We start from the raw sequence: 26,620 nt of genomic DNA on the forward strand, positions 1-26,620 counted from the left end.
ATGACGTAAAAATTAGCAGTATACGATTGCGATTCATGGTTTGTGATTTGACTCTAAAAATGTATCTTTGCTTTCTTACAAAACACAACTACCATGAATCTTTTGAACGAATTAAATGCTGTATCGCCGATTGACGGAAGATACAGAAATAGAACAATGAGTCTTTCGCCATATTTCTCGGAAGAAGCATTGATCAAATACCGCGTTTTAGTCGAAATCGAGTATTTTATTGCCTTGTGCGAAATTCCATTGCCACAAGTTAAAAACGTAGATACCGCAGTTTTTGAACAATTGCGTGACATTTATAGAAATTTTTCTTCAGCAGATGCACAAGCCATCAAGGATATTGAAAAAACAACAAATCATGATGTAAAAGCGGTGGAATATTTCATCAAAACTGCTTTTGATCAATTGAATTTGTCCGAATATAAAGAATTTATCCATTTTGGATTGACTTCGCAAGACATTAACAATACTGCTATTCCACTTTCAACAAAAGAGGCCTTTGAAAATGTATATTTAAAGAGTTTGGTAGCTCTAATCAGTAAGTTAAAAGAGTTGAGTACCGAATGGAACGATGTTCCGATGTTGGCTAGAACCCACGGACAGCCTGCTTCCCCTACCCGATTGGGAAAAGAAATTGCTGTTTTTGTAGAGCGTTTAGAAGAGCAAATGCGCAGCTTATTTTCCATTCCTTTTGCGGCAAAATTTGGTGGCGCAACTGGAAATTATAATGCACATCATGTAGCATATCCACAGACGGATTGGAAGAAATTTGGAACTGATTTTGTAGTCGGAAAACTGGGATTGCACCACTCATTTCCTACAACACAAATTGAGCATTACGATCATTTCGCAGCCTTTTTTGATGCTTTAAAACGTATTAATACGATCATAATTGATTTAGACCGAGACATTTGGACGTATGTTTCAATGGATTATTTTAAGCAAAAAATTAAAGAAGGAGAAATTGGGTCATCGGCTATGCCGCATAAAGTAAATCCGATTGATTTTGAAAATTCTGAAGGAAATTTAGGAATGGCAAATGCTATTTTTGAGCACCTTTCGGCAAAATTACCTTTGTCCAGATTGCAACGGGATTTAACAGACAGTACCGTTTTGAGAAATATTGGCGTTCCCATAGGACATACGCTAATTGCTTTTGAAGCAACATTGAAAGGGTTGAATAAACTATTGCTTAACGAACCTAAATTTGCCGAAGATTTAGAGAAAAACTGGGCCGTAGTTGCCGAAGCCATTCAAACAATCTTAAGACGTGAAGGCTATCCGAATCCGTACGAAGCCTTAAAAGGTTTGACAAGAACAAATGCTGCAATTACAAAAGAATCCATTCATGCGTTTATTGGAACTTTAGATGTTTCGGAAGCGATTAAAAATGAATTATTGGTCATTTCGCCTAGTACCTATTTAGGAGTGTAAACCATTCATAATTTTATAATCAATCCCTTTCCTAATTTTTTTGGGAGAGGGATTTTTTGATAATAAAAATAATGCTTTGGGATCATTTCTTTTATATTATAAGTTCTTTAGTTAAGGCAAGTATAAAAAAAGAACTGCTTTTTTATTAAATTATACTTTTTAAGTATATAAATTGTTCTTTAAAAGAGCACAAGACGTGGTATTCTACTTCAAGGAAGCAAGGTCGATAGAGTTAGAGAACGAAACAAACGGAACTTACCATAAAATAGCTACGGTACAACAAAGTAAATGATTAGTAGCTTATACTTTTAAATAAATTTGTCGCCTCTCTGTTAAATCAAGTATTCAAAATGTAGCATTTTATTTTCTTTTTTTTTATCTTTCCACACACCTAAAATTTTACACGTGATTCACTTCTTTTCCTTCTTTTTAATGACGGCCTCAGCTACTTCGCATTTAAAACCTTTAATCAGTGATTTGGGTTTAATTCTGATGACTGCTGCAATTGCCGTGCTATTATTTAAGAAAATCAAGCAACCTTTGGTATTGGGTTATTTGGTAGCAGGATTTTTAGCTGGAAATAATTTCGACTTCTTTCCCTCTGTTACTGATAAAGCGGGAGTAGAAGTTTGGGCTGAAATTGGTATTATATTTTTACTATTTAGTCTTGGTTTGGAATTCAGTTTTAAGAAATTAATGAAAGTGGGCGGTTCGGCCTCCATTACGGCAACCACTCAAATCATTACCATGGTAATTTTAGGCTATTTTGTGGGTGTTGCAATGGGTTGGGGAAAAATGGACAGTATTTTTTTAGGAGCAATTCTGGCGATTTCGTCCACTACAATCATTCTTAAAACCTTTGATGAATTGGGTGTCAAGACGCAGAAGTTTGCTGGAATCGTACTTGGTTCATTGATTGTACAAGACATTGTAGCTATTTTGATGTTGGTTTTGCTGTCTACAGTTGCTGTAAGTCAGCAGTTTTCCGGTGGCGAATTACTGCAATCTATACTTAGATTAATATTCTTTTTGACGCTATGGTTTATTGGTGGCATCTTTTTTATTCCAACACTACTTCGGAAAGCAAAAAGTTTATTGACCGACGAAATGACCTTAATTATCTCCATTGCCTTGTGTTTAATGATGGTAATTTTAGCATCAAATGTAGGCTTTTCTCCTGCTTTGGGAGCATTTATTATGGGTTCTATTATAGCAGAAACCACGCAAGCAGAACATGTAGAACATCTGGTTAAACCTGTAAAAGATCTTTTTGGCGCTGTGTTCTTCGTATCTGTTGGAATGTTAATTGATCCAGATACTTTGATTGAATATGCTGTTCCAGTGGCAATACTCACGCTTGTTACAATTTTCGGACAATCCATAAGTTCCACAATTGGTGCTTTAATTTCGGGTCAGCCGCTCAAGCAATCCATTCAAACCGGGATGAGTTTGTCCCAAATTGGAGAATTTTCGTTCATCATTGCTACGCTCGGAATGACGCTTAATGTTACGAGTGATTTTTTATACCCGATGGTCGTTGCGGTTTCAGCTGTAACTACGTTTACAACTCCTTACATGATTAAGGCTGCCGTCCCTTTTTCTGTTTTTATTGAAAGAAAAATTCCTCGAAAATGGGCGAAAAAGATAGATCGATACAGCTCAAATTCTGAGTCTATTAAATCTGCAAGTAATTGGCAAATAGTAATTAAAGCATACCTAGTTCAAGTAATAATTCATTCGGTTATCATCGTAGCTATTATTTTACTTTCTTCTGGATATGTATTGCCATTGGTGGAAGATTCACGCTTTGGAAACGCACTTGCCGCGTTAATTACATTGATCGTTTTATCGCCTTTTTTCTATGCGCTTTCCTTAAAACGAGTGGCAAAGGAGCAAGTGGATGCTTTAATGAAAATTAGAAAATACCGCGGCCCGATTATCATGTTGGTTCTTCTAAGAATGCTTTTAACTTTATTCTTTTTAGGATTTTTACTTAACAGCTTTTTCTCACCGGTTGTTGCATTGATTGCATTAATCGTAGCAATTGGAGCTTATGTATTATTTCCAAAAAAATTGAACGAGCAGTATCACAAAATTGAACGTCGTTTTGTAGAAAATTTAAATGCCCGAGAAATCATTCAAGCCAGTAAAAGTAGAAGTGACTTGACCCCGTGGGACGGTCACATGACGACTTTCGATATTGCCAAAGAATCCAATATTGCCGGTAAAACATTAGATGAACTGCAACTGCGGGAAACTTTAGGAATTAATGTAGCTTTCATTCGTCGTGGCGAAATTACTATCGATATTCCGAACAAGATGGAACGCCTATTCCCGGGTGATGAAATTTGCGTAATTGGTACAGATGATCAAATTACGAAATTCCAAAATTATTTGGATCAACACGAGTTTGACATTCCAGAAAAACTGATTAATAACGATATCATTTTAAAGCAATTGGAACTGAACAACGAGCTTTTTATTGGAAAAACCATTCGAGATTCACAGATTAGAGAGAAGACACGAGCGATGGTTGTAGGTATCGAACGTGATGGAAAACGTTTTTTAAACCCTGAGTCAAATTTGGTGTTGCAAGAAAATGACATTCTCTGGATCGTTGGAAGTAAAAAAATGTTGCAAGAATTTTTTGATGATAAGCGTGCTAAAAATTTAGCGCTGTAGTTGACTACAGCTTAAAAGGTTACTACTCATATCGCTATGAAAATTGCCACAGGGAATAGTGCTTACCGTTATACCATTACAATGAATCTATTGCCTGAGGCATCATTCAGTTATAAAGTAAGAGAAATAAGAGTAGCACTATTTTCAAAATATCCAATCAAGAAAGTAGTGCACACATTAATGATAAGACATCACTAAGCTTTGTTAGGTACTGATTTTGAAGACTTGGTAGTGTACGGTGCAATTGTTGGCATTACTAGAAATAAAGATCGCATTTTAAGTCAGACTTTGGAAAACACATCGTAGACCTACAACAATATTCAAAAATAGCTACTTTTCGTTTTGTTGGAGATCTTAATCTGTCGCTTTTTGACCCTTAGTACTTTTCGCAGTTTGGTCGCCATTATTACAATGCAGCTTTCAAAAGCAGTGATTTGTTAAACAGCGTATTTAAAAGTAAATATTGATCCAGTTGTAATAGCACACGATTATATGCCACCTTTAACTCCGCAGCCTAAAGAATGCAAGACGTACAAAAATGGTCGACACACTAAATTATTGCTGTTTTATTTCAGTAATAATTACTTAATTATAATTTCTTTCGTACTATGAATTTCAACAATTACAAAGGGATTTGTTAACGCGGTTGTAACCATGTCACCTTGTGGAGTGGTAATTTTTTTGTGGATACTAATTTGATTGTTAACTTCCTCCACTCGCTCAACAGTAATTCCATAACCACCCGTTCTTTTTGTTCCTAAAAAAAGTGCTACAACTTGATTTTTTTTGAAGTCAATTTCTGGCACATTCTCTATTCCTACCGACTCATATAAAACGGACAATGCTTCTGAATCCCGAATTACACTAGTCGATTCTTCATCCTTACCTTGATTTTCGGAAGTATAAAGTACGGTGTAAAGTTCAGGTTTACCGGTTTTATTGACGGTTATATCGCTCATTGGTTTGCACGAGATTATTAAAAATAGGATGGGAATTAAATATACTTTTTTCATACTGTAACTTTACCTAATGCCTTTTCATAAAGTGCTTCATAAAGTGGCAAAATATTTTTGATGTCAAATTTCTTTGCAATTTCTAAAGCGTTCTTTTTAAACAGACATAAATTATCATCGTCTTCCAATATAGAGATGGCTTTCGCAGCCATATCATCCGTATCTCCTACGTTACTTAAATAGCCGGAAATACCTTCAAAATTGACTTCAGGCAAACCCCCTGAATTGCTAGAAATAACCGGAACGCCCCATGCCATTGCTTCCAAAGCGGCTAAACCAAAGCTTTCCGTTTCTGATGGAAGTAAAAATAAATCGGTATAACTTAAGATCTGATCAACCTCGTTGCTGTTTCCAAAAAAGATAACTTTACTTGAGATGCCTAACTTTTCACAAAGTAGTTCGGCTTGTTCTTTTTCAGGACCATCGCCCACCATCATTAATTTTACGTCTAACTTCTGCTGGACTTTATAAAAAATATCAATCACGTCAGGAATGCGTTTCACCTTTCTGAAATTACTGATGTGTGTCAAAATTCTTTGATTGGATTTTGCCATTACCGATCTGCGACAAGGAATACTCGAATCTTCGTGATTTTTTTCTAATTCAATAAAATTAGGAATTACCTGAATTTCATTTTTTATATTAAAGAGCTTCAAAGTGTCTTGCTTCAAACTTTCCGAAACAGAAGTCACATAGTCCGATTTATTTATGCTAAAAGTTACCGCTGATTTATAAAACGGATGGCTTCCCACTAACGTAATATCAGTTCCGTGAAGCGTGGTGACCATTGGAATATCAATTCCTTCGTCTTTCAACATTTGCTTTGCCATATAACCCGCATACGCATGAGGAATGGCGTAATGCACGTGCATTAGTTCAATTTTATACAATTTAACCATGTCAACCAATTTGCTGGAAAGTGCCAGTTCATAAGGTTGATAATGGAAAAGTGCGTATTCAGGAACATTTACTTCGTGGTAAAAGACATTGGGATTTAACAATGCCAAGCGGACAGGTTGTCGGTAAGTAATAAAATGGATTTCGTGGCCTCTTCTGGCTAATTCCAGACCTAATTCAGTAGCTACTACTCCACTACCTCCAAAAGTTGGATAACAAACAATTGCAATTTTCATTCGTAAATTTTAGTCTAACGAATGTACAAAATTACGACCGAGTTCTCTTTTTTTTAAATAACTTTAACGTGTGTCTGTGCTATTTTTCGATAGCGTCGTAAATCACTTTTTGGATATCTTCTCTAATATTTGCCCTTGAAAGTTCGTTTGGCATATTAGAATCTGGAAAAGTTCGGTTGGATAAGAATATATAAACGAGGTTATGTTCCGCATCTGCCCAAGCCATTGTTCCTGTAAAACCTGTGTGTCCAAAACTACTAGCTGAAGTACATCCACAAGTGGGTCCTGAAGTTCCCGGCAATTGCTCTTTATCAAAGCCCAATCCGCGACGGCTTCCTGTGGCTTCAAAGTATCGGGTATTAAAAGTGTTGAACGTCCTTTCAGAAAAGTACGTTTTATTAGCATAATTTCCTTTTTGCAAAAACATTTGCATCAATTTAGCCACATCCATACTGTTGGAAAAAATTCCCGCGTGGCCTGCTACTCCACCTTCCATGGCCGCTTCCATATCGTGTACATATCCTTGTAGCTTTTGATATCTAAAATAAGTATCAATTTCCGTTGGAATAATTTTGCTCTTAGGAAATTTATTTAAAGGGTTATACAACGTGCTGTTCATTCCCAACGGATGAAAGAAACGGTCGTAGGCTAAAATGTTTAATTTCTGATGTGTAGCTCGTTCTAAATATTCCTTTAATAAAATAAAAGTAAAATCGCTGTACTTGTATTCTTTTTTAGGCAACAATTCACTGTCTTTAATAAAATTTAGAATTGTATCTTGATAGTCATTTTTAATAAACAAACTGTCGGCTACTTGCTTGGAAAATTGTTCGTCAAATGATTTTCTGTAATACATCTCACTTGGTTTCCCCTGCTCATTTAAGGTAGCTTTATAAAACGGTTCCCACGGCTTTAATTGTGCTTGATGCGAAAGTAAATCTGTAAATGAAATAGCCGCTTTATTTGAATTTTTAAATTCTGGTAACATCTGCCCTAAGGTGGAAAGAATATTCAATCGTCCGTTATCAAACTCTTGCATAACAACAGGCAAAGTGGCCATGATCTTGGTAAGCGACGCTACATCGTATAAATCGGTGTTATTTACTTTTACTTTGTTTTCATAAGTGGGTGATCCAAATGCTTTCTGATAAATAATTTTCCCGTCTTTGGCGATCAAGACTTGTGCTCCAGGCGTCATTTTAGCTTTTATTGCTTTTTGAACTAATAAGTCAATTGCTGCTAATTTAGTAGAACTGACATTGACATTTTCAGGTGCTGTAAAACCTAAAACGTTTAGTTGCTTTGTTTCCAAACCATGATTTACAGGATAGAAATTATTGATAGATACGGGTAATTTTCCTTTAGAACCAATAGCTCCAAAAATGATTTCACTTGAAACAACTTGAGATACCTCTGTATTTTGATATGAAACTATCAATGCATCATAATCTTGAAAATCGGCTATTGGAAGCAGTGCGTAAGGTTTTGCAAACACATCCAAAATAATGTGTTTGTATTTTGCAATAGTATCCAATTTTGCTAGTTCACTTGCCTTGAAATCATGATTTTTCCAAGCGCCATCAGCTTTGTGAAATCCAATAATTACTTTGGTAAACGGCTGTAACTTGACCATCAACGAGTCAATATTATCTTCTTTAACTTCTGTGACTTCAGTATAATTCTGTAAAGTAGTTAAAAATGTAGTATGTACGTCATCGCCAATTTTTACATAAGCAATTTTCTCTTTTTCATAATTTTTGATGGGTAAAGTTTGATCACGATTACGCACTACCGTTACTGCATTTTCATACAGTTTGTATTGCAACGCGGCATCCTTAGCAGGATTCAAATCTTTTATTAAATTGAGCGTATCGATTGGTTTGTAATTATTCAAACCTGATTTAAACTTATAAGTCAAAATTTTCTTAACCGATTGTTGTAAACGTTCCTCAGAAATCACTGAATCTTGATAGGCCTCACAAATTTTTTCCAAAGCCAAAGGTACATTTTCAGCAAAAAGTAAAATGTCATTTCCAGCCATGAAAGCGGCTAAATCAATTTCACCTGGCTTTTTAAAATTACTCGCGCCTTTCATATTCAAGGCGTCAGTAAATATCAGACCTTTAAACCCTAGTTGATTTTGCAAAACATTGGTCACAATGTTATAAGATAGCGAAGAAGGGAAATTTTCTCTTGGTTCCAAACTCGGTACATTCAAATGCGCCACCATAACCGACGCCATTCCTTCCGAAAATAGTTTTTTGTATGGATACAATTCTACTTCGTCAATATGTTCCTTGGAGAAGTCAATAGTTGGAAGTGAATAATGCGAATCTGTTGAAGTCGCACCGTGTCCGGGAAAATGCTTTCCTGTTGCAAAAACACCATTATTCTGGATGCCTTTCATCATTGCCAAAGCACTTTTGGTCACGTTTTCTTTATTTTCACCAAAAGAACGGTTGCCAATAATCGGGTTTTTAGGATTGGTGTTGATGTCTAAAACGGGAGCAAAATTAAATTGAATCCCCAATCTCTTACTTTGATTGGCATAGGCCTCACCTACTTTTTCAATTAAACTCATATCTTGAATCGCACCCAGAGTCATGTTCCAAGGAAAACGAGCTACCGAGTCCAATCGCATGGCTAAACCCCACTCTGCATCGATACCAACGAATAAGGGAAGTTTTGACTTTTTCTGATACCTGTTTGTTAAATTCGCTTGACGCTTTGGACCTCCTTGAAAAAAAATAAGTCCGCCGATTTTATATTGTGAAACTAATTTTTCAATAGAATTGACGTGCGCTGAATCTTTATTTGAGTACGCTGCAACCATAAAAAGTTGACCAATGCGTTCATCCAAAGACATTTGATTGTATACACTGTCCACCCATTTTATCTGCAATTCAGAAGATGGAGCTGCAATTGAATTGGTTTGAGAAAAAGAAAGCTGACTTATAAAAATCAGCATCAAAAGAAATTTGTTCATATAAATATTAAAAGAATCGACTGTGCCAACTTTCGTCAGCTGGAGTTTCCCAGGATTCGTTAAATTCGGCGATGTTATTGACTAAATTATTAAAGACAATTGTGTCGCCTGTAACTGCTTTATCTTTAGCCATTTTTTTAAAATCAATCAAGGTTTTGTGCGCTACATGTTCGCCTACCTTGAAGGTCACGTTCATCTTGTCCAATAAATCAACTGTGTATTTTTGTTCTAAACTTTGAATAAAGGCAACCGATGCATCTATCGAACAACCCGTAGCCATTTGGTCTTCTTGATTTACCGCCAAAATAATAAAACGATTGTATTTCAATAGATAGGACGCTGTTAAACTAGTTCCATGAGCTGCCCAATTTTCTATAAATTCTTTTAAATCTGATTCAATATCAGTCATTTCAGCATCCGAAAATTTTCGGTTGGATTGGTAAATCCAAATTTTGGATTCTTCCGGTAGAGTATCAAAGGGAACGTACATTTTATTTCTTTTTTAAATTAAGAATAGAAAATCTAAACTTATAAATCTTGCGCATTAGCAATTAATTCAGCGATGTCCATTACTTTAACTTCGCTTTCTTTTTCTTTATTTTTAACGCCATCCGTCATCATGGTATTGCAAAATGGGCAACCTGCAGCAATGATGTCTGGTTTTACTTCCAATGCATCTTCGGTACGTTCTATGTTAATTTCTTTGTTTCCAGGTTCTGCATCTTTAAACATCTGTGCGCCACCTGCTCCACAGCACAAACCATTTGCTTTAGAACGTTTCATTTCTAATAATTCAGCATCCAATTTCATGATTAAATCACGTGGCGCTTCATAAATATTATTGGCGCGACCGAGGTAACATGGATCGTGAAAAGTAATGCGTTTTCCTTTAAACTGTCCGCCTTCAATTGTCAGTCGGTCATCGTCCAAAAGTGATTTTAGAAATTGCGTATGATGCACCACCTCGTATTGCCCGCCTAATTCAGGATATTCATTTTTCAACGTATTGAAACAATGTGGACAAGCCGTTACAATTTTCTTAGCTTCATACGCATTTAAAACCTCGATATTCATCATGGCTTGCATTTGAAACAAGAATTCATTACCCGCTCTTTTTGCAGGATCTCCCGTACAACTTTCTTCAGCACCTAAAACTGCAAAAGACACGTTGGCACGGTTTAAAATTTTGACAAATGCTTTGGTGATTTTTTTGGCTCTGTCGTCAAAACTTCCAGCACAACCCACCCAAAAAAGAACTTCAGGTTGTTTGCCTTGTGCCAACATTTCCGCCATTGTAGGTACCACTAAATTTTCTGACATTGTACTCTTTTTATTATGTTATAATCGGTTATTTACAACCATTTAATCTTCTTCCTTGAAAACTTCGATGTTTACATTCTTCTTTACTAAATCTGTAAACTTTCCCTTGTACTGTGTGGCTCGCACAATATGATTGTCAATCCAATGGTAATTTCCGCCTCGTGGTTTACCCATTACCATTCCGTGGTACTTGAAACCATGGTTTTTCAACCAACGTTCTGTATATTCACGATGTGCCTCAGTTCGAGACGTAAAAAAGGTAATGATGTGTCCTTCTTCATACCACTTGTTGATAATGTGTAATGCTTCCGGATAGACCTCTGCCGTTAACATGCGTTCGGGTTCTTCATTTGGAATATCATCGCAAATGGTTCCGTCAATATCAATTAAGTAATTCTTAATTCCTTCTGACAAAACAGGACTTATTACTTGTCCATTTTCAACGGTCTTAACCAACTTCTGTTCTACATCCTGTGTTTTCATATTAATTGTTTTTACTGTTTACAATAATAAAAAACACTCTTAACCTCACATTATAAGAGAATTTTTATTTCTTTTTCTATAATCTATGCTTTCTATTCTAAACTCTATGCTTTCCAAAAATTAATTTTCATCTTTCCAATTCAAACGATCTTGTTGACTGTATTGCCAAGGCGCTCCATTGTTCTCAATATTTGTCATCATAGCATTCAATGGCATTGGTGCGGCACTTTGTTCCATAACCAAATACTGACGCATCTCCATAATGATAGAAAGTGGACTAATATTAACCGGACATTCTTCTACACAAGCATTGCAAGTGGTACATGCCCAAAGTTCTTCAGCCGTAATATAATCGTTTAATAATGTTTTATTATCTGGAATAAAAACGCCTTTGTTCGCATCAATATTTTTTCCCACTTCTTCCATTCGGTCGCGGGTGTCCATCATGATTTTACGAGGCGATAATTTTTTACCTGTTTGATTGGCTGGACAAGCACTTGTACAACGTCCACATTCTGTACAAGTATATGCATTAAGCAATTGCACCCAATTTAAATCTTGTACATCTGATGCTCCAAATTTAGTTGGAACTGCATCCGCTGGAGCTGCTGCATAAGGATCTGCATTTGGATCCATCATCAACTTAACTTCATTTGTCACCGCTTCTAAATTCTCAAATTGCCCCTTTGGATTTAAATCCGCAAAATACGTATTTGGAAATGCCAATAGAATGTGCAAATGTTTTGAGAAATATAAATAATTTAAGAAAACCAAGATTCCTGCGATGTGCAACCACCAAGCTGCACGCTCAATTACATAAACGGTTGCATTTGGAACTCCTTCAAAGAGAACAGCGATATATTGACTTATAGGAAATGAACCTGCAGTGTGAAAATGCATAAATCCACCACTTACGTTTTGCAAGTGAAAATCTGCCGCATTCATCGTTAAGAATAAAGTCATCAAGACTACTTCAAAGTACAAGATGATATTACCATCTGATTTTGGCCAGCCTTTTAAATCTGAATGCACAAATCGTTTCAAGTTGATAATATTTCTACGGATGTAAAAAATTATAACAGCAACTAAAACCAAGAATGCTAGAATTTCAAACGAGCCAATCAAAACGTTATAGACCGGTCCTAGAAATGAGAACACCCGATGCGTTCCAAAAAGGCCATCGATAATAATCTCTAATACTTCAATGTTAATTACAACGAAACCAACATATACAATGATGTGTAAAATTCCAGCAACAGGACGCTTGACCATTTTGGATTGTCCCAAAGCAATCATTGCCATGTTTTTCCATCGGTCGCCTTTGCGGTCAGAACGGTTGACTTCCTTACCAAGTCTAATGTTACGCAGGATTTTTTTACAATTAAGCGTAAAATAACCAACTCCTAATAATAGTAAAATTGCAAATAAAATATTATCTAAATAATGCATGAGTAATCAGCCGTTAGTTTGAAATTGAATCTTGAGGTTTTGGCGCAACGTAAGGTTTATTCTTTTTTCCGAATAAAGAAACGTTTATGTACCGCGTTGGATTTAAGCGTAAATCTTGTAAAAGCAATTCTAACTCCGTTGAAGTAGAATTTAAATTTTTATACAATTGATCATCGGTCAAAAGTTTACCCATTGTACCTTTACCTTGCTCCAAATTAGACATCATTTTGTCGACACTTTTTAAAGATTGTTCAAAATGATTTATGGCTTGACCTATTTTAGCTTTCGCCAAAGTATCTGAAATTTTAGAAAAATTTGCAGTCGTTTTATTTAGATTAGCAAGTGATCCATCTATATTCGCTTGATTTTTATCAATAATTTGATTGACACTTTTACTTGCTTTTCCAAATTCGTCCATCAAACTATTTAGTTTTGCAATGCTCTCTCTTAAATTAGCTTTAGATTTAGCATCTAAAACGTCATTTAAATTTGTCAAAAGCACATCTGCACTTAATGCCACTTTCTCTATTTTTTCTTGCAAAGGAGTAAGTTTTTCACCAACTAAACCTGTAAGTCCCGGTACAATACGTCCTTTAAATGTATACCCAGATTCTGCTAATTGTGTGTCTTGCAGATTTGGTACAATTTGAATTTGCTTTCCGCCAATTAAACCTGGTTCGTAAATATCAACGGTACTTGATTTAGAAATTGGAAAATCACTTTTTACTTGGATTTCCACTTGCAATTTACCCGTAGCTGGAATTAATTCGATTTTAGTAATACGACCCACTGTCAATCCATTGATAGTAACAGGTGCTGAACTGGACAGTCCTTCCACATTCTCATACTGAACATAAAACATTCGATACGAACTCAATAAGTCGCGACCTTGCAGAAAACTATAGCCCCAAATAAATAATAATATGGAAGCAATGACAAGTATTGCCGTTTTAATTTCTCTTGTAATTTTCAAAATATAGCGTTTTTAAAGACAAATTTATAACAAAAAAATGGAAGAACGCCTATTTCAATGCTTCTTGAAGACTTATTTTCTTGCCATCTTTCAATGCAATGATGTAAGCACCTTCAAATCCTTTTGATTTTGCTTCCGCTAAATTCTGTTTTATTTCATTGTAATCGCTAGAATTTCCATACATGTATTTGTATAAATTTCCACCATCGGAACTTACAGAAAGATTATTTAAGCCTTTAAAATTACTTGGCGTTAAATCCAGTTTAGTACCACTTGCAGCAATCTGCACTTTAAAAACAATACCACTTTTTACAGCATCTGCTTCAGGTGCTGCAGTCTTTACCTCTTTAATCACCTCTTTTACCGCTACAATTTCTTTCGCTGGTTGTTTTTCAGGCGTAGAAGGAACGTATTTTTCAATTTGCGGCTCATTTTTACCACTTCCGTAAAATTCATTTTTATAACTAATAATCGCTCCGGCAATTCCTGTAGCAATTTCATTTTGACCAGCATCTGAATTCATATAATTCCCTTCTCTAGCATTGGATATGAATCCCATCTCAATCAAAATTCGGGGCATATAAATTTCTCGTAAAACTAGAAACCCTGCCTGTTTTACTCTTCTATCTTTTCTTCCAAAGTTTGTAGCCATTCCGTCCTGAACTCTACTTGCTAAGGTGATACTATTGTCCATGTACTCTTCCTGCATTAACGTAGTACCAATTGCTGTTTCAGGAGATTTTGGGTCATAACCGTTGTACTTCAATTTGTAGTCTTTTTCCATGGTAACAACTTCATTCTCCAATTTTGCTACTTCTAGATTGGAAGCATTTCGGTGCATTCCCATTACATAAGTTTCATATCCTTCAGCAGAGGTGTTTTTATTTGCATTACAATGAATGGAAACAAAAATAGATGCTTTATTTTCATTGGCAATTTGAGCACGTTTGTTCAATTCTATGAAAACATCTGAATTTCTTGTATAAATTACTTCCACATTAGGATTTTTCTCAAGAATCTTTCCCACTTTTTGGGTTATACTTAAAGCAATGGATTTTTCATGTAGACCATTGTACGAAGCTCCAAAATCATTTCCACCATGACCCGCATCTAGTACTACTTTAAATTTAGTTGCTTGTGCTGAACTAGTGAGCGAAAAAGTACATAACAAAATAAGAATAAGACAGTTATACTGATTGAATCGTCGCATAGGTATAGGAAAAGTTAATTTAATTAAAAACACTACTGTTATAATTTACAAAAACGCGTATTTTGATGAAAAAATTATAGTAAGTTTGACACATCAAAGAGCACGCCATATTTTTACAAAAATAGCATTTAAACTTTTGCATACAAACTTATTTCATATCGTTTTCTTATCTATTTTCTTGACCGTTGGAACTTCACAACTGTACTCTCAAGAAAACCCAAAGAAACTGACTGTTCCGGTACCTGTAAAAAACGAGCAACCGTCAGACAGCCTTGTCGTACAGTCACTTCCCAAACTTAATAAGGAAATTGACAGTACTAAAACGGATACCGTTAAAAAGAAAAAATCAGTTCTAGAGGGAATTGTAAAACGAACTGCAGTAGATTACGAACGCATTGATCAGAAGAAAAAACGCATTACTTTATACAATAAAGCCGAACTTTATTATTTAGATGTCGTTTTAAAATCAGGCGTAATTGTAATGGATTATGCCAAAAATGAAGTTTATGCAGGTCGAATAAAAGATTCTGCTGGAAATTTTACGCAACGACCCGTATTTACGCAAGGCACAAATGTAATCGAACCCGATTCCATTCGGTTTAATTTTAAAACCAAAAAAGTCCTAATTTGGAATTCAAGAAGCAAACAAGGAGAATTGAATTTTATTGCCGAACGCGCAAAAAAAGAAAATGATTCAGTGTATTTTATGGAAAACGTAAAATTTACTACCGCCGAAGATATTGATGATCCTGAGTACTATTTTTTAGCTAGAAAAGCCAAATTTGTTCCCAAGAAGAAAGTAGTAGTTGGATTGACTAATATGTATATTGCAGATGTTCCTACACCAATTGGACTTCCGTTTGCGTTTTTTCCAATGACAGAAAGCAGTCAATCAGGAGTAATTTTACCCACCTTCAATGACACACGAAGTCAAGGATATTCGTTACAAAACGGTGGATATTATTTTGCATTAAGTGATAATTATGATTTGACCTTTTTAGGTGATTACTATACCAATGGGAGTTACGCCATGCGATTTGAATCGAGTTATGCCAGTCGCTACCGTTTTCGTGGAAATCTAAATCTTCGTTTTGAAAACCAAATTACAAGTGAACGTGGTTTTCCTGACTATGCAAAAAGTAACATTTACAACATTCAATGGTCGCATTCACAAGATACAAAATCAAATCCAAATTCGCGATTTTCGGCCTCTGTCAATTTAGGAAGTAGCACATACTTTCAGAATTCATTGAATCAAGTTAATGTTGGCTCACGTTTAAACAATACCTTGAGTTCATCTATTTCTTATGCTAAAACATTTAATACGGTTCCATCCGTAAATTTATCTTTAACAGCAACGCATTCTCAAAATACGCAAACAGAAGAAATTAATATGACACTTCCTACATTACAACTTAGTGTAGATCGTGTATTTCCATTTGCTTCCGAAGATGAGCCGAAAAAGGGTTTTATTAAAAACATCAACTTTCAATACAATCTAAGAGGAGAAAACCAGATTAGAACCACAGATTCACTTTTCTTTACCACCGAAATGTTTAAAGATGCAAAGGTTGGTTTTCAACATTCCATTCCTTTAAGCACCAATTTTAAAGTTTTCAAACACTTCAGCGTTTCAACAGGAATGAACTATAATGAAGTGTGGTATTTAAAAACCATAAGACGAAATTTTGATGAAGATCAAGGTAGTGTTGTGGAAAGTGAGGTTGACAAATTTGACGCTTTTAGAACTTACTCTTTTTCCAGTAGTATTGGAACAACGGTTTATGGAACCTTTGATTTTGGCGAAAGCAAAAAAATTCAAGCCATCCGACACGTGATGCGTCCATCCGTTTCTTATAATTATACTCCTAGTTTTGAGAAATATTATGATACGTATGCCACAGATGCAAGTGGAACCATGCTTACCGACTATACCCGATTTGAGGGCGGTATATTTGGTTCACCCGGTCAAACGTACTCCAATAATGTTGGAATTAGTTTAAACAATACACTAGAAGCAAAAGTTAGCAGTAAAGATTCAACTGCTACAGAGCCTAAAAAAGTGATGTTGCTTAACAATCTTAATTTTTCTACTAGTTATAACATTGCCGCAGATTCTCTAGCTTGGTCGCCAGTCCGTGTGAGTGGGGGAACTTTATTGTTCAAGGATAAAATGAACGTCAACTTTGGAGCTACTTTAGATCCTTATACGGTAGATAATAGTGGAAAAAGAATTGAAAAATATAATATTGACAATGGCGGTAGTTTATTTAGAATGACGAGTGCCAATATGACCATTAACTATTCTCTAAGCAGTACAGGAAGTAGTAAAGACGATGATAAAAACAGTCAAGGTGCTCGAAATGGTGGACGTGAAGATGATTTATTTGGATCAAATATTGATTTTAGTGATCGAAGAGACAGCCAGTTTGACGATGAAGAAAAGGAAAAGGAACCGTCAGAATTTTTTAAAACAGATATTCCTTGGGATTTCACCTTTGCCTATTCGCTGACGTACGGAAACGCAAACCGTCAGAATGAAATTATTGGAAATTCGGTGATGGTTTCTGGAAATGTAGACATCAGTCCAAAGTGGAAAATAGGTGTTTCAACCGGTTATGATTTTGTACAAAATGGAGTGACTTTTACACAACTTCGCTTTGAACGCGATTTATTAAGTTGGCGTATGGATTTTAACTGGACTCCTTTTGGTGAAAGTGCATCTTGGGGATTCTTCATTGGAATTAAATCGGGTATGTTGAGCGACATCAAATGGGATAAAAGAACACAACCGGAACGAATCATCAAATAACTTTAAACTATTTTATTTATGAAAAAAATAATTTTTACAGACAAAGCTCCGGCACCGATTGGACCTTACAATCAGGCCGTTTTAGCAGGAAATACTTTATATACATCAGGACAAATTGCATTGAATCCACTTACTATGAAACTTGTAACGGACACGATTGAAGTGGAGACCAAACAAGTAATGGAAAACATGAAAGCCGTTTTAGAAGCTGCTGGAATGACTTTTGAAAATGTAGTAAAAAGCACAATATTTATTATGAATATGGGCGATTTTGCAAAAATAAATAGTGTTTACGAAACTTATTTTGATGAAAAAACCGCTCCTGCGAGAGAAACGGTTCAAGTGGCTTGCTTACCTAAAAATGTAAATATTGAAATTTCTATGATTGCACTACTATAAAAAAAGAAATAAATTATTCTTTAAAAAAAAAAGAGATGGTCTAAATTAGATCATCTCTTTTTTTTTATTCGTTATGTAAAAATGCTTGCTTGTTCAATAAGGTTTCGTCGCTTTCAACATGTTCTCCATCGGGAACACAGCAGTCAACCGGACAAACTGCAGCACATTGAGGTTCATCGTGGAACCCTTTACATTCGGTACATTTACTAGGAACGATGTAGTAATATTCATCAGAAATAGGAGTTTGAACTGCTTCTGCATCCACTTCCGTTCCATCTGGAAGTACCACTTTACCATTTAATTTTGTCCCATCTTTATACCTCCAGTCGTCTGCACCTTCATAGATCGCAGTGTTTGGACATTCGGGTTCACATGCACCACAATTGATGCATTCATCAGTTATTATGATTGCCATTTTTTTTATTTTGAAACTCAGTTTAAGCCTTTAGAAAAACTTCGTATTGCCTAATGCTTAAAAAAGGTTTATTTTTGTGCAAAATTACGCCCAAAACATCACATAAGCAAATCAATATGACTTTAGAATATAAAAAAAATACTTTAATCGAATTGGGAAAATTTCTTGCTCAATTTCAATTGGAAAATAGCAGTCCTCATCCAGAAGTATTGAAGAATGATTTGTTTTACACGGCATTTCTGGATTTAATTGAATTGTCGCAATCACACAACGGTTGGTACACTCAAGAAAATGTATATTTTGCTATAAACTCTTGGGCAAAAGCATTGACGAAAGCGAATTTAGAGCAATGGCTTACCACTTATAATTTTGAAAACATTGAACCTAAAACAGTTGGTTTAGTTTTAGCGGGAAATATTCCCTTGGTAGGTTTTCACGATTTCATCTGTGTCTTACTTTCTGGTCATAACGTACAGGTAAAAACTTCGTCTAACGACCAAATGCTATTGCCTTTTTTGGCAAATTACCTTACTTCTGTAGCACCAGCATTATTGAATTGTATCCATTTTTCTGAAGGGAAATTAACTGATTTTGATGCCGTAATTGCAACAGGTAGTAATAATACAGCTCGGTATTTTGAATATTATTTTAAAGACAAACCTTCCATCATTCGTAAAAACAGAAATTCAGTTGCCGTTTTAAATGGTTCGGAAACCAAAGCAGATTTTGAAGCTTTGGGCGAGGATATTTTCAGGTATTTTGGATTGGGTTGTAGAAATGTCAGCAAACTATTTGTGCCTAGAAATTATATTTTTGATTCGTTTTTTGAAGGTATTTTCAAATTTCAAGATGTGATTCATTACGAAAAGTACGCCAACAATTATGATTACAATAAAGCTGTATTTTTAATGAGCAATTTTAAGCTTTTGGATAACGGATTTTTGACAATTAAAGAAGACACAAGTTACGCCTCTCCTATCTCAAGTGTTTTTTACGAATTCTATGATGACTTAGAGGATTTGAAATTAAAATTAGCATCGGAAAACGAGCAAATTCAATGTATTGTTTCTAATCAACTGGTTCCAACAAGTATACCTTTCGGTGAAACACAAATGCCTGAACTTTGGGATTATGCCGATAATGTAGACACCATGATGTTTTTACAACAAATATAATTTTTACTATTACGTTATTGTTAATAGAATGTAACTTTTGTAACGTTTAAAAACTGCATTTTAAAATACTTTTATTGAAATTTGTAGTCTTACATCCAAAATTTCAATTTCATGAAAAAACATAATTTTAGTGCAGGTCCTTGTATTTTACCACAAGAAGTTTTTGAGAAAGCAGCCCAAGCCGTCTTAAATTTGGATGACTCGGGCTTGTCTATCTTAGAAATTTCCCACCGAAGTGAAGCGTTTATAGCAGTTATGGAGGAAGCACGGGCACTCGTTTTAGAGCTAATGGAATTAGATTCTAAGCAGTATGAAGTATTATTTCTTCAAGGTGGAGCAAGTATGGAGTTTTTAAGGGTTCCGTATAATTTATTGGCAAAGAACCAAACTGCTGCCTATTTAGAAACTGGAAACTGGGCATCCCTTGCCATTGCAGAAGCACGTGCTTTTGGGACCGTTGCAATTGTAGGTTCTTCTAAAAACCATAACTACAATTACATTCCCAAGGACTATGCTATTCCTGACGATGCCGCTTATTTTCATTGCACGTCTAACAATACCATTTATGGCACTCAAATGCACGAATTTCCAGCAACGACTATTCCTGTGGTTTGTGATATGAGTTCGGATATTTTTTCTAGAGTGATGGACTACTCCAATTTTGATTTAATATATGCGGGAGCTCAAAAAAATATGGGACCAGCGGGAGTTACTTTAATTGTTGTGAAAAAAGATATATTAGGCAAAACCAATCGTAAAATACCAAATATTTTAAATTACGAGCAGCATATCGCAGCAAAAAGCATGTATAATACGCCTGCTGTTTTTCCTATTTACACCTCCTTATTAAACTTAAAGTGGTTAAAGAACAAAGGCGGACTTGCTCAAATGGAAAAAGAAAACCAGGAGAAAGCGGCTTTACTTTATGCTGAAATTGATAACAACCCACTTTTTGAAGGCACTGCAAAAAAAGAAGATCGGTCATTGATGAATGTGACTTTTGTATTAAAAAACAATGCTCAAACTGAAAAATTTTCGGAAATTTGCAACAACAAAGGCATTTCTGGAATTATTGGTCACAGAAGTGTGGGAGGTTACCGCGCTTCTATCTACAACGCAATGCCTGTTGAAAGCGTGCAAATTTTGGTAGACGCCATGCAAGAATTACAAGTACTATATAAATAGAAATTTCTATATTTAAAATAAATGAAAGTATTAGCTAACGATGGGATTTCACCAAGCGGAATCAAACTTTTAGAATCAAATGGATTTGAAGTAATTACTACAAAAGTAGCGCAAGAGCAAGTCGCTTCTTACATCAACAAAAATGATATTGATGTGTTACTTGTGCGAAGTGCCACAAAAGTAAACAAAGAGATAATAGATCATTGTCCATCGCTAAAAGTCATTGGTCGTGGTGGCGTAGGAATGGATAATATTGAGGTTGATTATGCTCGTTCTCAAGGAAAAAATGTCATCAGTACTCCTGCATCTTCTTCCGAATCGGTTGCAGAATTAGTGTTTGCACACTTATTTTCTGGTGTTCGTTTTTTGCACGATGCCAATAGAACCATGCCATTGGAAGGTGATTCTAATTTTAATGGTTTGAAAAAAGCATATGCAAATGGAATTGAATTGCGTGGAAAAACACTTGGCATCATCGGATTTGGTCGAATTGGAAGAGAAGTAGCCCGAATCGGTTTAGGATTGGGAATGCGCGTTATTGCTGCAGATAAATTTATTGGCTATGCGGAAATTAAAGTAGATTTTTACAACGGCCAATTTATAAATGTCAAAATTGATACCGAACCTATAGAAGATGTTTTAAAACATGCTGATTTTATTACACTTCACGTTCCAGCTCAAGAAAATGGCTACGTCATTGATGAGCCAGAATTTGATTTAATGAAAAAAAATGTAGGAATTATTAATGCTTCTCGAGGCGGTATTATTAATGAAGTCGCTTTGTTAAAAGCGCTTGATAGTGAAAAAGTGCTATTTGCTGGATTAGATGTTTTTGAAGAAGAACCAACTCCAGCTGTACAAGTACTTATGCACCCAAAAGTTTCGTTAACACCTCATATTGGAGCTGCTACAATGGAAGCACAAGACCGCATCGGAATTGAACTTGCTGAGCAAATTATAGGTCTTTTAAAATCATAAATTTTAGAATCCATTTGCAATGAATTGCAAAGCCAAATGTAAGAGTTTGGCTTTTTTTGTTAAATGACATCAAATGAGATGCAAAAGCAGTCAAAAATTTGTATTTTTATGCAAATTCAATGTTATGAAAAAATATTACTTATTTGCGCTCGTGCTCCTTGTCGTTTTTGCATGTGTACCTAAAAAAAACACGTCGTTTAATTCAGCAACAGGTACTAATGATACCATTCGGATTGCAAATGAGGAATTGGAATATGAAGTAATAATCATTGATCCTGGATTTAATTCTTGGTTGGCAACTTACGGCAAAAGCAGAAATTTTTACAGCCAAGACTATATGGAGCAACGAAATCGGGTTTGGGTTTCGCAGTGGAATCAAAATGTAATTTCCGGACCTTATACGCATTTATTTGAAATGAGTATCGATTACAATAATAACACGGATTACGGATATGAAGTAAACTATTTGATCTACAATTATTTGACTTATTTTCAACTTACGAATAACATCCAATTGGGCGGTTTCAAAGCCCGATTGTAAAAAGCCTTTTTTACCTATTTCTATTTCCAAATGAATAAGCTCAAGACCCGATGGGGAATAACCTCTAATTTTCAGCTCGCGATTATTTTTGTTGTCTTTGCAATAAATGGTTCATTGTCTGCCAAAATATCATCATTTTTTCTGGATGAAATGGGAATAACAAAAGATAATACAAACCTACTTTTATACTACGTTATATTACTTGTTCTAGTGCTTCCACTCTACCCTTTTATGCTAATGTTTTTTGGATGGCTCTTTGGTCAATCTTCCTTTTTTACACCATTTGCAAAGAGAATGATTCGCAGTATGAAAATGGGATTTCTGTTACCAAAAGAAAAAAGCTAGAATTTCTTCTAGCTCTTTTTGATAAAATAAGTATAAAACCACATTAGGGTAAATGATGGTACAATATCTGTAGCTGGAAGAATTTCTTCAATAAAAGAAACTACACCTGCTACTTTACCCATCGTTCCTTTGTACATCCAAACCATGATGATGCCAGATATTGGTGCCCAAACCACATCAGCAAACTCGCCAATGAATGGAATTGAAAAAGACATCATCCCTATGGCATCAAATAAGAGACTTAAAAAAAAATCCCTCGTTTTGTTTCCCTGTTTAGAAGGTTGATCAATTTGTTTCATAATGAATTTAAAACAAAAACAATGCCTAAATTTTCTGGCTTACTTTTTCAGTTTATCTTGAAAATAGGCTTTAAGTTTGTCCATTTTTGGTGTAATCACATAGGTACAATACGATTGATCGGAATTCCGGTTGTAGTAATTTTTATGGTAATCTTCAGCTACATAAAATGTTGATGCTTGAGAAGTTGCTGTTACTATCGGTTTGCCAAAAGCATTTTCACTGTTCAAAAATGAGATGAATTCCTCCGTAATTTGCTTTTGTTCATCAGTGTGGTAAAAAACTTCACTTCTATATTGCGTTCCCACATCCGCTCCTTGGCGGTTCAAAGTAGTAGGATCATGTGTGGCGAAAAACACTTCCAACAATTCTCCATAACTTATTAAATTTGAATCAAAAACAATCTCAATTGCTTCTGCATGACCCGTTCTTCCTGTGGTGACTTCTTGATAAGTAGGATTTGATACTTCTCCGCCAATGTAACCAGGCGAAACGGATTGAACTCCTTCAATTTTTAAAAAAACCGCTTCGGTACACCAAAAACAACCGCCGGCAAAAGTGGCAATCTCTAAATTATCTTGTTTTTGAAACTCATTCGCTGCATTAAATGCTGTCATATATTTTTTATTTAGATTGACGTACGTTAATGTAGTACGCCAATACAATTGCTACTAATTTATTCGTGTACAAATCGTCCTTTTATTATCAAAAAGCGTTTGCATATGGTTTTAAAATCACTTGAAAATGATTACAAATGCCGAAAACCATCTTATAATTGTTGAACAAAATTAACTATTTACTAAACAGAAATAGGTTGCATTAACGCAATTTTATAATATCGCTTGCAAAGAAAAAAAGGGTATAGATCTAGTTTTCCAAAAAACTTTGTTACTTTGTAAAAAAATAAATTATGATTGAGGCAGTCAATATTCAGAAGCATTATGATGACTTGCAAGTACTAAAAGGAGTGTACTTGCATATCAAAAAAGGTGAAATTGTTTCTATTGTAGGTGCTTCAGGCGCTGGAAAAACCACATTACTTCAAATTTTGGGCACATTGGATGTTCCTTCAGCCGCTTCATTGACCTCCTTAATTATAAACGGTCAAAACGTACTCGAAATTTCAGACAAAGCACTTTCTAAATTTAGAAATCTTAATTTGGGATTCATATTCCAGTTTCACCAATTGTTGCCAGAATTTACAGCAATGGAAAATGTATGCATTCCTGCATTTATTGCTAAGAAAGATAAAAAAGAAACAGAGCAAGAAGCCATTCGGTTATTGGAATATTTAGGTTTAGGTCATCGCATCAACCACAAGCCAAGTGAACTTTCTGGTGGCGAACAACAGCGTGTGGCTGTTGCAAGAGCTTTAATAAACAAACCTGCCATCATTTTTGCAGATGAACCTTCAGGAAATTTGGACACCGTTTCTGCAGAAAATTTGCACCAATTGTTTTTTGATTTACGAGATGAGTTTGGACAAACTTTTGTCATCGTGACGCACAACGAAGATTTTGCAAATATGGCCGATCGGAAATTAGTAATGGTGGACGGATTAATCGCTCAGTAAGATGTTTTTAATTTTTTTATCATGGATTTATATTGTCTTTACGTCCGTAAATTGTGGCGTATGGACGGAAAAAATTCTTGGTTTAAAAAATAGAAATACAGTTGTAACTTCAATTTTAGGGCTTTTTTCAATCACACTAATCGCAAGTATTTGGGCTGTTTTTGGACGAATAAATATAGAATTTCATGTAGTTTTATTACTTTTTAATTTAGTCATTTATTACAAATTCAGAAGGGCGATTAATACATCTTACAATTTATTTTGGCAGCACATTTTGGCATTATCAGGAGCGTTACAAACATTTTTAGTGCTAATTACTTTATTGATCTTAGCTCAATGCAGCACACTTCCTTATGTAATTGATAACGAATCGTATTACATTCAAACCATTAAATGGTTAAATGAATATGGTTTTGTAAAAGGTTTGGCAAATTTACACCTCTATTTAGGTCAATTCAGCGGATGGCACATCACTCAAAGTGTTTTCAATCTTTCTTTTTTATATCCAAATTTTAATGACTTGAGTGGCTATTGTTTACTTTTAGGTGTACTTTTTTCAATAGAAAAACTGCAGCTTTACTATAAAAACAGAACACTTATTTTCCTCATTACAGGAGTATTTACATTTGGTAGTATTTATTACTTTCAGTTCATTAGCGCTCCATCACCCGATATTGCTATATACGTTTTGACGTTCATAATTTTATTTTATTTTATCGAAAATTACAAAAATTGTTCATCTGAAGTTTTTAATTTGATCGTCGCGTTAGTGCTCTTTATGCTGTATATTAAAAGCACTTCGATTGTTTTTGCGATTCTTCCACTGGTACTTTTTCTTCAGAATTTCAAAAATTTAATCAAAAATTTAATTATTCCGTCTCTACTAGCGGGAATTGTTTTAGTTCTTTTTATTACAAAAAACATGATTGTGAGTGGTTCGGTATTTTTTCCGTCAAAATTATTCGAGTCTTTCGCCGCCGACTACAGCATACCGAAGACAATTGAAAGTAACTATTATGATGCGATTCGCTATTTTGGATATCGTGTTAATGCAAATCAATTTCAGGAAATGTCTACCATTGAATTGCTCATAAACTGGCTTTCAATGCCAAAATTAAATGGGGTATTTAATAAGATAGGCCTATCAATAATAGCAATTGTACCCTTTTTTATTTATAAATACCAAAATAAAAAAAGTTTTTGGATCGTTTACTTACTAATGGTTTTTCAGATGGCGCTACTTTTTGCAACCTCGCCTCAGTACCGATTTTTCATGAATTTTGTACTGTTTTTTAGCTTTTTTTGCTTCGTCTGTCTGATTCGTAATCAGAAAGTAATCATAACCCTTTTGTACTTCTCTTTAGTTCCAATTGGTTTCACTCTATTTATACCAATGCAATTATCGTATTTTACGTCTAATACTTTTATGTCAAAAACAAATACATTTCCATTAAAGGCACTTCTTTTTCCGCTTGAAAATACCAAATTAGGAAATGATTTTGAAGTTTTTGAACTTGGAAATTTAAAATATAATTCTCCCCTTGATAATGATTTTTTCTATGGAACGGGAAATGGAGCATTACCTTGCGTCAATAAAAAACAAATAGATTATTATCAAAGAAATTACGATATTATTCCGCAAATGCGAACAAATGATATTAAAGATGGATTCTATTCCAAAAATTTACTGAAAAATGAATAAATCTGAACTTAAAGATTTTTTGGACGAAAAAGTTATTTTTTACAATAATCCCACGTTCATTGAAACTGATCCGATACAAATTCCCCATCGATTTTCTAGAAAAGAGGATATTGAAATTGCTGGTTTTTTAAGCGCCACTATTGCATGGGGAAATCGAACAATGATTATCCGAAACGCATCAAAAATGATGGACTTAATGGGTAATTCTCCCTATGATTTTGTGATGTCGCATACACCGGAGCAGTTGGAACGATTTGACGATTTTGTGCATCGTACCTTTAATGCAGCAGATGTCAAAATGTTTATGCTTGGATTAAGACATATTTACAAAAATCACAACGGTTTAGAAGGTGTTTTTCAAAAAGTGGAAAATAACTCGCTACAGCAAAACATAAGTGAATTTAAAAAGAAGTTTTTTGAAATTGAGCACGAAAAGCGTACACAAAAACACATCTCCGATCCGTTAAATAATTCGGCAGCAAAACGGATCAATATGTAAGTACGGGTAA

The 26,620-nt window shown here is 34.9% G+C and carries 23 protein-coding genes and 1 pseudogene; 12 read left to right on the forward strand and 12 right to left on the reverse strand.

All coding sequences use genetic code 11. From position 1 onward, the window contains the following. Positions 1 to 93 precede the first annotated feature (93 nt). Positions 94 to 1,440: an adenylosuccinate lyase gene (gene purB / locus H602_RS0114280; RefSeq protein ID WP_026978616.1), complete on the forward strand. Its 1,347-nt coding sequence runs from the start codon at positions 94 to 96 to the stop codon at positions 1,438 to 1,440. A gap of 432 nt (positions 1,441 to 1,872) precedes the next feature. Next, positions 1,873 to 4,122 carry a cation:proton antiporter domain-containing protein gene (locus H602_RS18930; protein WP_035759734.1) on the forward strand — a complete coding sequence of 750 codons (2,250 nt, stop codon included), beginning with the start codon at positions 1,873 to 1,875 and terminating at the stop codon, positions 4,120 to 4,122. A gap of 581 nt (positions 4,123 to 4,703) precedes the next feature. On the opposite strand, the gene H602_RS19445 is transcribed toward H602_RS18930, so the two are convergent. The 9 genes from H602_RS19445 to H602_RS0114330 all read right to left on the reverse strand — a co-directional run bounded on the left by H602_RS19445 (position 4,704) and on the right by H602_RS0114330 (position 14,689). After that, on the reverse strand, positions 4,704 to 5,081 hold the full coding sequence (locus tag H602_RS19445; protein WP_051224554.1) for a protease complex subunit PrcB family protein: 378 nt from the start codon (positions 5,079 to 5,081) through the stop codon (positions 4,704 to 4,706). A gap of 50 nt (positions 5,082 to 5,131) precedes the next feature. Further along, entirely contained in the window at positions 5,132 to 6,268 is a 1,137-nt protein-coding gene (gene bshA, locus H602_RS0114295) for an N-acetyl-alpha-D-glucosaminyl L-malate synthase BshA (RefSeq protein WP_026978617.1), read from the reverse strand. Positions 6,269 to 6,347: 79 nt separating this feature from the next. Next, the gene (locus tag H602_RS0114300) at positions 6,348 to 9,254 is read right to left on the reverse strand and encodes a serine hydrolase domain-containing protein (protein WP_026978618.1); all 2,907 of its coding nucleotides are present in this window, start codon (positions 9,252 to 9,254) and stop codon (positions 6,348 to 6,350) included. A gap of 7 nt (positions 9,255 to 9,261) precedes the next feature. Further along, entirely contained in the window at positions 9,262 to 9,744 is a 483-nt protein-coding gene (locus H602_RS20355) for a hypothetical protein (protein ID WP_026978619.1), read from the reverse strand. Positions 9,745 to 9,782: 38 nt separating this feature from the next. Continuing rightward, positions 9,783 to 10,574, reverse strand: a complete 792-nt coding sequence (locus H602_RS0114310) for a (Fe-S)-binding protein (protein ID WP_026978620.1) — start codon at positions 10,572 to 10,574, stop codon at positions 9,783 to 9,785. A 42-nt stretch (positions 10,575 to 10,616) separates the two neighbouring features. After that, positions 10,617 to 11,057 carry an LNS2 domain-containing protein gene (locus tag H602_RS0114315; RefSeq protein ID WP_026978621.1) on the reverse strand — a complete coding sequence of 147 codons (441 nt, stop codon included), beginning with the start codon at positions 11,055 to 11,057 and terminating at the stop codon, positions 10,617 to 10,619. Between the two features lie 120 nt (positions 11,058 to 11,177). After that, on the reverse strand, positions 11,178 to 12,506 hold the full coding sequence (locus H602_RS0114320; protein WP_026978622.1) for a 4Fe-4S dicluster domain-containing protein: 1,329 nt from the start codon (positions 12,504 to 12,506) through the stop codon (positions 11,178 to 11,180). A gap of 13 nt (positions 12,507 to 12,519) precedes the next feature. Further along, positions 12,520 to 13,479 (reverse strand): MlaD family protein, encoded by a 960-nt coding sequence (locus H602_RS0114325; RefSeq protein ID WP_026978623.1) that lies wholly within the window; start codon positions 13,477 to 13,479, stop codon positions 12,520 to 12,522. Between the two features lie 49 nt (positions 13,480 to 13,528). Continuing rightward, on the reverse strand, positions 13,529 to 14,689 hold the full coding sequence (locus tag H602_RS0114330; RefSeq protein WP_026978624.1) for an N-acetylmuramoyl-L-alanine amidase family protein: 1,161 nt from the start codon (positions 14,687 to 14,689) through the stop codon (positions 13,529 to 13,531). Between the two features lie 85 nt (positions 14,690 to 14,774). On the opposite strand from H602_RS0114330, the gene H602_RS0114335 reads away from it, so the two are divergent. Together H602_RS0114335 and H602_RS0114340 are read left to right on the forward strand one after the other, a co-directional pair. Continuing rightward, positions 14,775 to 17,501 (forward strand): putative LPS assembly protein LptD, encoded by a 2,727-nt coding sequence (locus H602_RS0114335; protein ID WP_026978625.1) that lies wholly within the window; start codon positions 14,775 to 14,777, stop codon positions 17,499 to 17,501. Between the two features lie 18 nt (positions 17,502 to 17,519). Next, complete coding sequence (locus H602_RS0114340; RefSeq protein ID WP_026978626.1) at positions 17,520 to 17,900, forward strand: RidA family protein; 381 nt, start codon at positions 17,520 to 17,522, stop codon at positions 17,898 to 17,900. Between the two features lie 64 nt (positions 17,901 to 17,964). Here H602_RS0114340 and H602_RS0114345 read toward each other — a convergent pair whose 3' ends face one another. Next, positions 17,965 to 18,315: a 4Fe-4S dicluster domain-containing protein gene (locus tag H602_RS0114345; protein ID WP_026978627.1), complete on the reverse strand. Its 351-nt coding sequence runs from the start codon at positions 18,313 to 18,315 to the stop codon at positions 17,965 to 17,967. Between the two features lie 116 nt (positions 18,316 to 18,431). Between H602_RS0114345 and H602_RS0114350 the strand changes: the two genes are divergently transcribed. From H602_RS0114350 to H602_RS20480, 5 genes are all read left to right on the forward strand, one after another. Beyond that, on the forward strand, positions 18,432 to 19,490 hold the full coding sequence (locus H602_RS0114350; protein ID WP_026978628.1) for an acyl-CoA reductase: 1,059 nt from the start codon (positions 18,432 to 18,434) through the stop codon (positions 19,488 to 19,490). 111 nt (positions 19,491 to 19,601) lie between these two features. Beyond that, the gene (gene serC / locus H602_RS0114355) at positions 19,602 to 20,675 is read left to right on the forward strand and encodes a 3-phosphoserine/phosphohydroxythreonine transaminase (RefSeq protein ID WP_026978629.1); all 1,074 of its coding nucleotides are present in this window, start codon (positions 19,602 to 19,604) and stop codon (positions 20,673 to 20,675) included. A gap of 21 nt (positions 20,676 to 20,696) precedes the next feature. Further along, on the forward strand, positions 20,697 to 21,653 hold the full coding sequence (locus H602_RS0114360) for a D-2-hydroxyacid dehydrogenase (protein ID WP_026978630.1): 957 nt from the start codon (positions 20,697 to 20,699) through the stop codon (positions 21,651 to 21,653). Between the two features lie 124 nt (positions 21,654 to 21,777). Next, positions 21,778 to 22,194 carry a DUF6146 family protein gene (locus tag H602_RS0114365; RefSeq protein ID WP_026978631.1) on the forward strand — a complete coding sequence of 139 codons (417 nt, stop codon included), beginning with the start codon at positions 21,778 to 21,780 and terminating at the stop codon, positions 22,192 to 22,194. A 30-nt stretch (positions 22,195 to 22,224) separates the two neighbouring features. Then, a complete protein-coding gene (locus tag H602_RS20480) occupies positions 22,225 to 22,539 on the forward strand; it encodes a DUF6787 family protein (RefSeq protein ID WP_026978632.1) in 315 nt (104 codons plus the stop codon). 8 nt (positions 22,540 to 22,547) lie between these two features. Here the strand turns inward: H602_RS20480 and H602_RS0114375 are convergent, their stop codons facing one another. Then, positions 22,548 to 22,838: a hypothetical protein gene (locus tag H602_RS0114375; RefSeq protein ID WP_026978633.1), complete on the reverse strand. Its 291-nt coding sequence runs from the start codon at positions 22,836 to 22,838 to the stop codon at positions 22,548 to 22,550. 39 nt (positions 22,839 to 22,877) lie between these two features. Continuing rightward, positions 22,878 to 23,453: a peptide-methionine (S)-S-oxide reductase MsrA gene (msrA, locus tag H602_RS0114380; protein ID WP_051224582.1), complete on the reverse strand. Its 576-nt coding sequence runs from the start codon at positions 23,451 to 23,453 to the stop codon at positions 22,878 to 22,880. A gap of 293 nt (positions 23,454 to 23,746) precedes the next feature. Between msrA and H602_RS0114385 the strand changes: the two genes are divergently transcribed. The 3 genes and pseudogenes from H602_RS0114385 to H602_RS18940 form a co-directional block, all read left to right on the forward strand. After that, positions 23,747 to 24,409 (forward strand): ABC transporter ATP-binding protein, encoded by a 663-nt coding sequence (locus tag H602_RS0114385; RefSeq protein WP_026978635.1) that lies wholly within the window; start codon positions 23,747 to 23,749, stop codon positions 24,407 to 24,409. A 1-nt stretch (position 24,410) separates the two neighbouring features. Further along, positions 24,411 to 26,111, forward strand: coding sequence for an LIC_10190 family membrane protein (locus H602_RS0114390; RefSeq protein ID WP_026978636.1), 1,701 nt, complete (start codon positions 24,411 to 24,413; stop codon positions 26,109 to 26,111). After that, positions 26,104 to 26,607, forward strand: a pseudogene (locus H602_RS18940) (DUF2400 domain-containing protein); the annotation flags it as partial. The gene H602_RS0114390 and the pseudogene H602_RS18940, both read left to right, overlap by 8 nt. Between the last annotated feature and the right edge of the window lie 13 nt (positions 26,608 to 26,620).

Origin of the sequence: Flavobacterium tegetincola DSM 22377, assembly GCF_000425485.1 — a bacterium.
Taxonomy (GTDB): domain Bacteria; phylum Bacteroidota; class Bacteroidia; order Flavobacteriales; family Flavobacteriaceae; genus Flavobacterium; species Flavobacterium tegetincola.

Bases quoted from the DNA above. Each gene is read 5' to 3' on its own strand.
- purB (WP_026978616.1), top strand. From the start codon at position 94: ATGAATCTTTTGAACGAATTAAATGCTGTATCGCCGATTGACGGAAGA.
- H602_RS18930 (WP_035759734.1), top strand. From the start codon at position 1,873: ATGACGGCCTCAGCTACTTCGCATTTAAAACCTTTAATCAGTGATTTG.
- H602_RS19445 (WP_051224554.1), bottom strand. From the start codon at position 5,081: ATGAGCGATATAACCGTCAATAAAACCGGTAAACCTGAACTTTACACC.
- bshA (WP_026978617.1), bottom strand. From the start codon at position 6,268: ATGAAAATTGCAATTGTTTGTTATCCAACTTTTGGAGGTAGTGGAGTA.
- H602_RS0114300 (WP_026978618.1), bottom strand. From the start codon at position 9,254: ATGAACAAATTTCTTTTGATGCTGATTTTTATAAGTCAGCTTTCTTTT.
- H602_RS20355 (WP_026978619.1), bottom strand. From the start codon at position 9,744: ATGTACGTTCCCTTTGATACTCTACCGGAAGAATCCAAAATTTGGATT.
- H602_RS0114310 (WP_026978620.1), bottom strand. From the start codon at position 10,574: ATGTCAGAAAATTTAGTGGTACCTACAATGGCGGAAATGTTGGCACAA.
- H602_RS0114315 (WP_026978621.1), bottom strand. From the start codon at position 11,057: ATGAAAACACAGGATGTAGAACAGAAGTTGGTTAAGACCGTTGAAAAT.
- H602_RS0114320 (WP_026978622.1), bottom strand. From the start codon at position 12,506: ATGCATTATTTAGATAATATTTTATTTGCAATTTTACTATTATTAGGA.
- H602_RS0114330 (WP_026978624.1), bottom strand. From the start codon at position 14,689: ATGCGACGATTCAATCAGTATAACTGTCTTATTCTTATTTTGTTATGT.
- H602_RS0114340 (WP_026978626.1), top strand. From the start codon at position 17,520: ATGAAAAAAATAATTTTTACAGACAAAGCTCCGGCACCGATTGGACCT.
- H602_RS0114345 (WP_026978627.1), bottom strand. From the start codon at position 18,315: ATGGCAATCATAATAACTGATGAATGCATCAATTGTGGTGCATGTGAA.
- H602_RS0114350 (WP_026978628.1), top strand. From the start codon at position 18,432: ATGACTTTAGAATATAAAAAAAATACTTTAATCGAATTGGGAAAATTT.
- serC (WP_026978629.1), top strand. From the start codon at position 19,602: ATGAAAAAACATAATTTTAGTGCAGGTCCTTGTATTTTACCACAAGAA.
- H602_RS0114360 (WP_026978630.1), top strand. From the start codon at position 20,697: ATGAAAGTATTAGCTAACGATGGGATTTCACCAAGCGGAATCAAACTT.
- H602_RS0114365 (WP_026978631.1), top strand. From the start codon at position 21,778: ATGAAAAAATATTACTTATTTGCGCTCGTGCTCCTTGTCGTTTTTGCA.
- H602_RS20480 (WP_026978632.1), top strand. From the start codon at position 22,225: ATGAATAAGCTCAAGACCCGATGGGGAATAACCTCTAATTTTCAGCTC.
- H602_RS0114375 (WP_026978633.1), bottom strand. From the start codon at position 22,838: ATGAAACAAATTGATCAACCTTCTAAACAGGGAAACAAAACGAGGGAT.
- msrA (WP_051224582.1), bottom strand. From the start codon at position 23,453: ATGACAGCATTTAATGCAGCGAATGAGTTTCAAAAACAAGATAATTTA.
- H602_RS0114385 (WP_026978635.1), top strand. From the start codon at position 23,747: ATGATTGAGGCAGTCAATATTCAGAAGCATTATGATGACTTGCAAGTA.
- H602_RS0114390 (WP_026978636.1), top strand. From the start codon at position 24,411: ATGTTTTTAATTTTTTTATCATGGATTTATATTGTCTTTACGTCCGTA.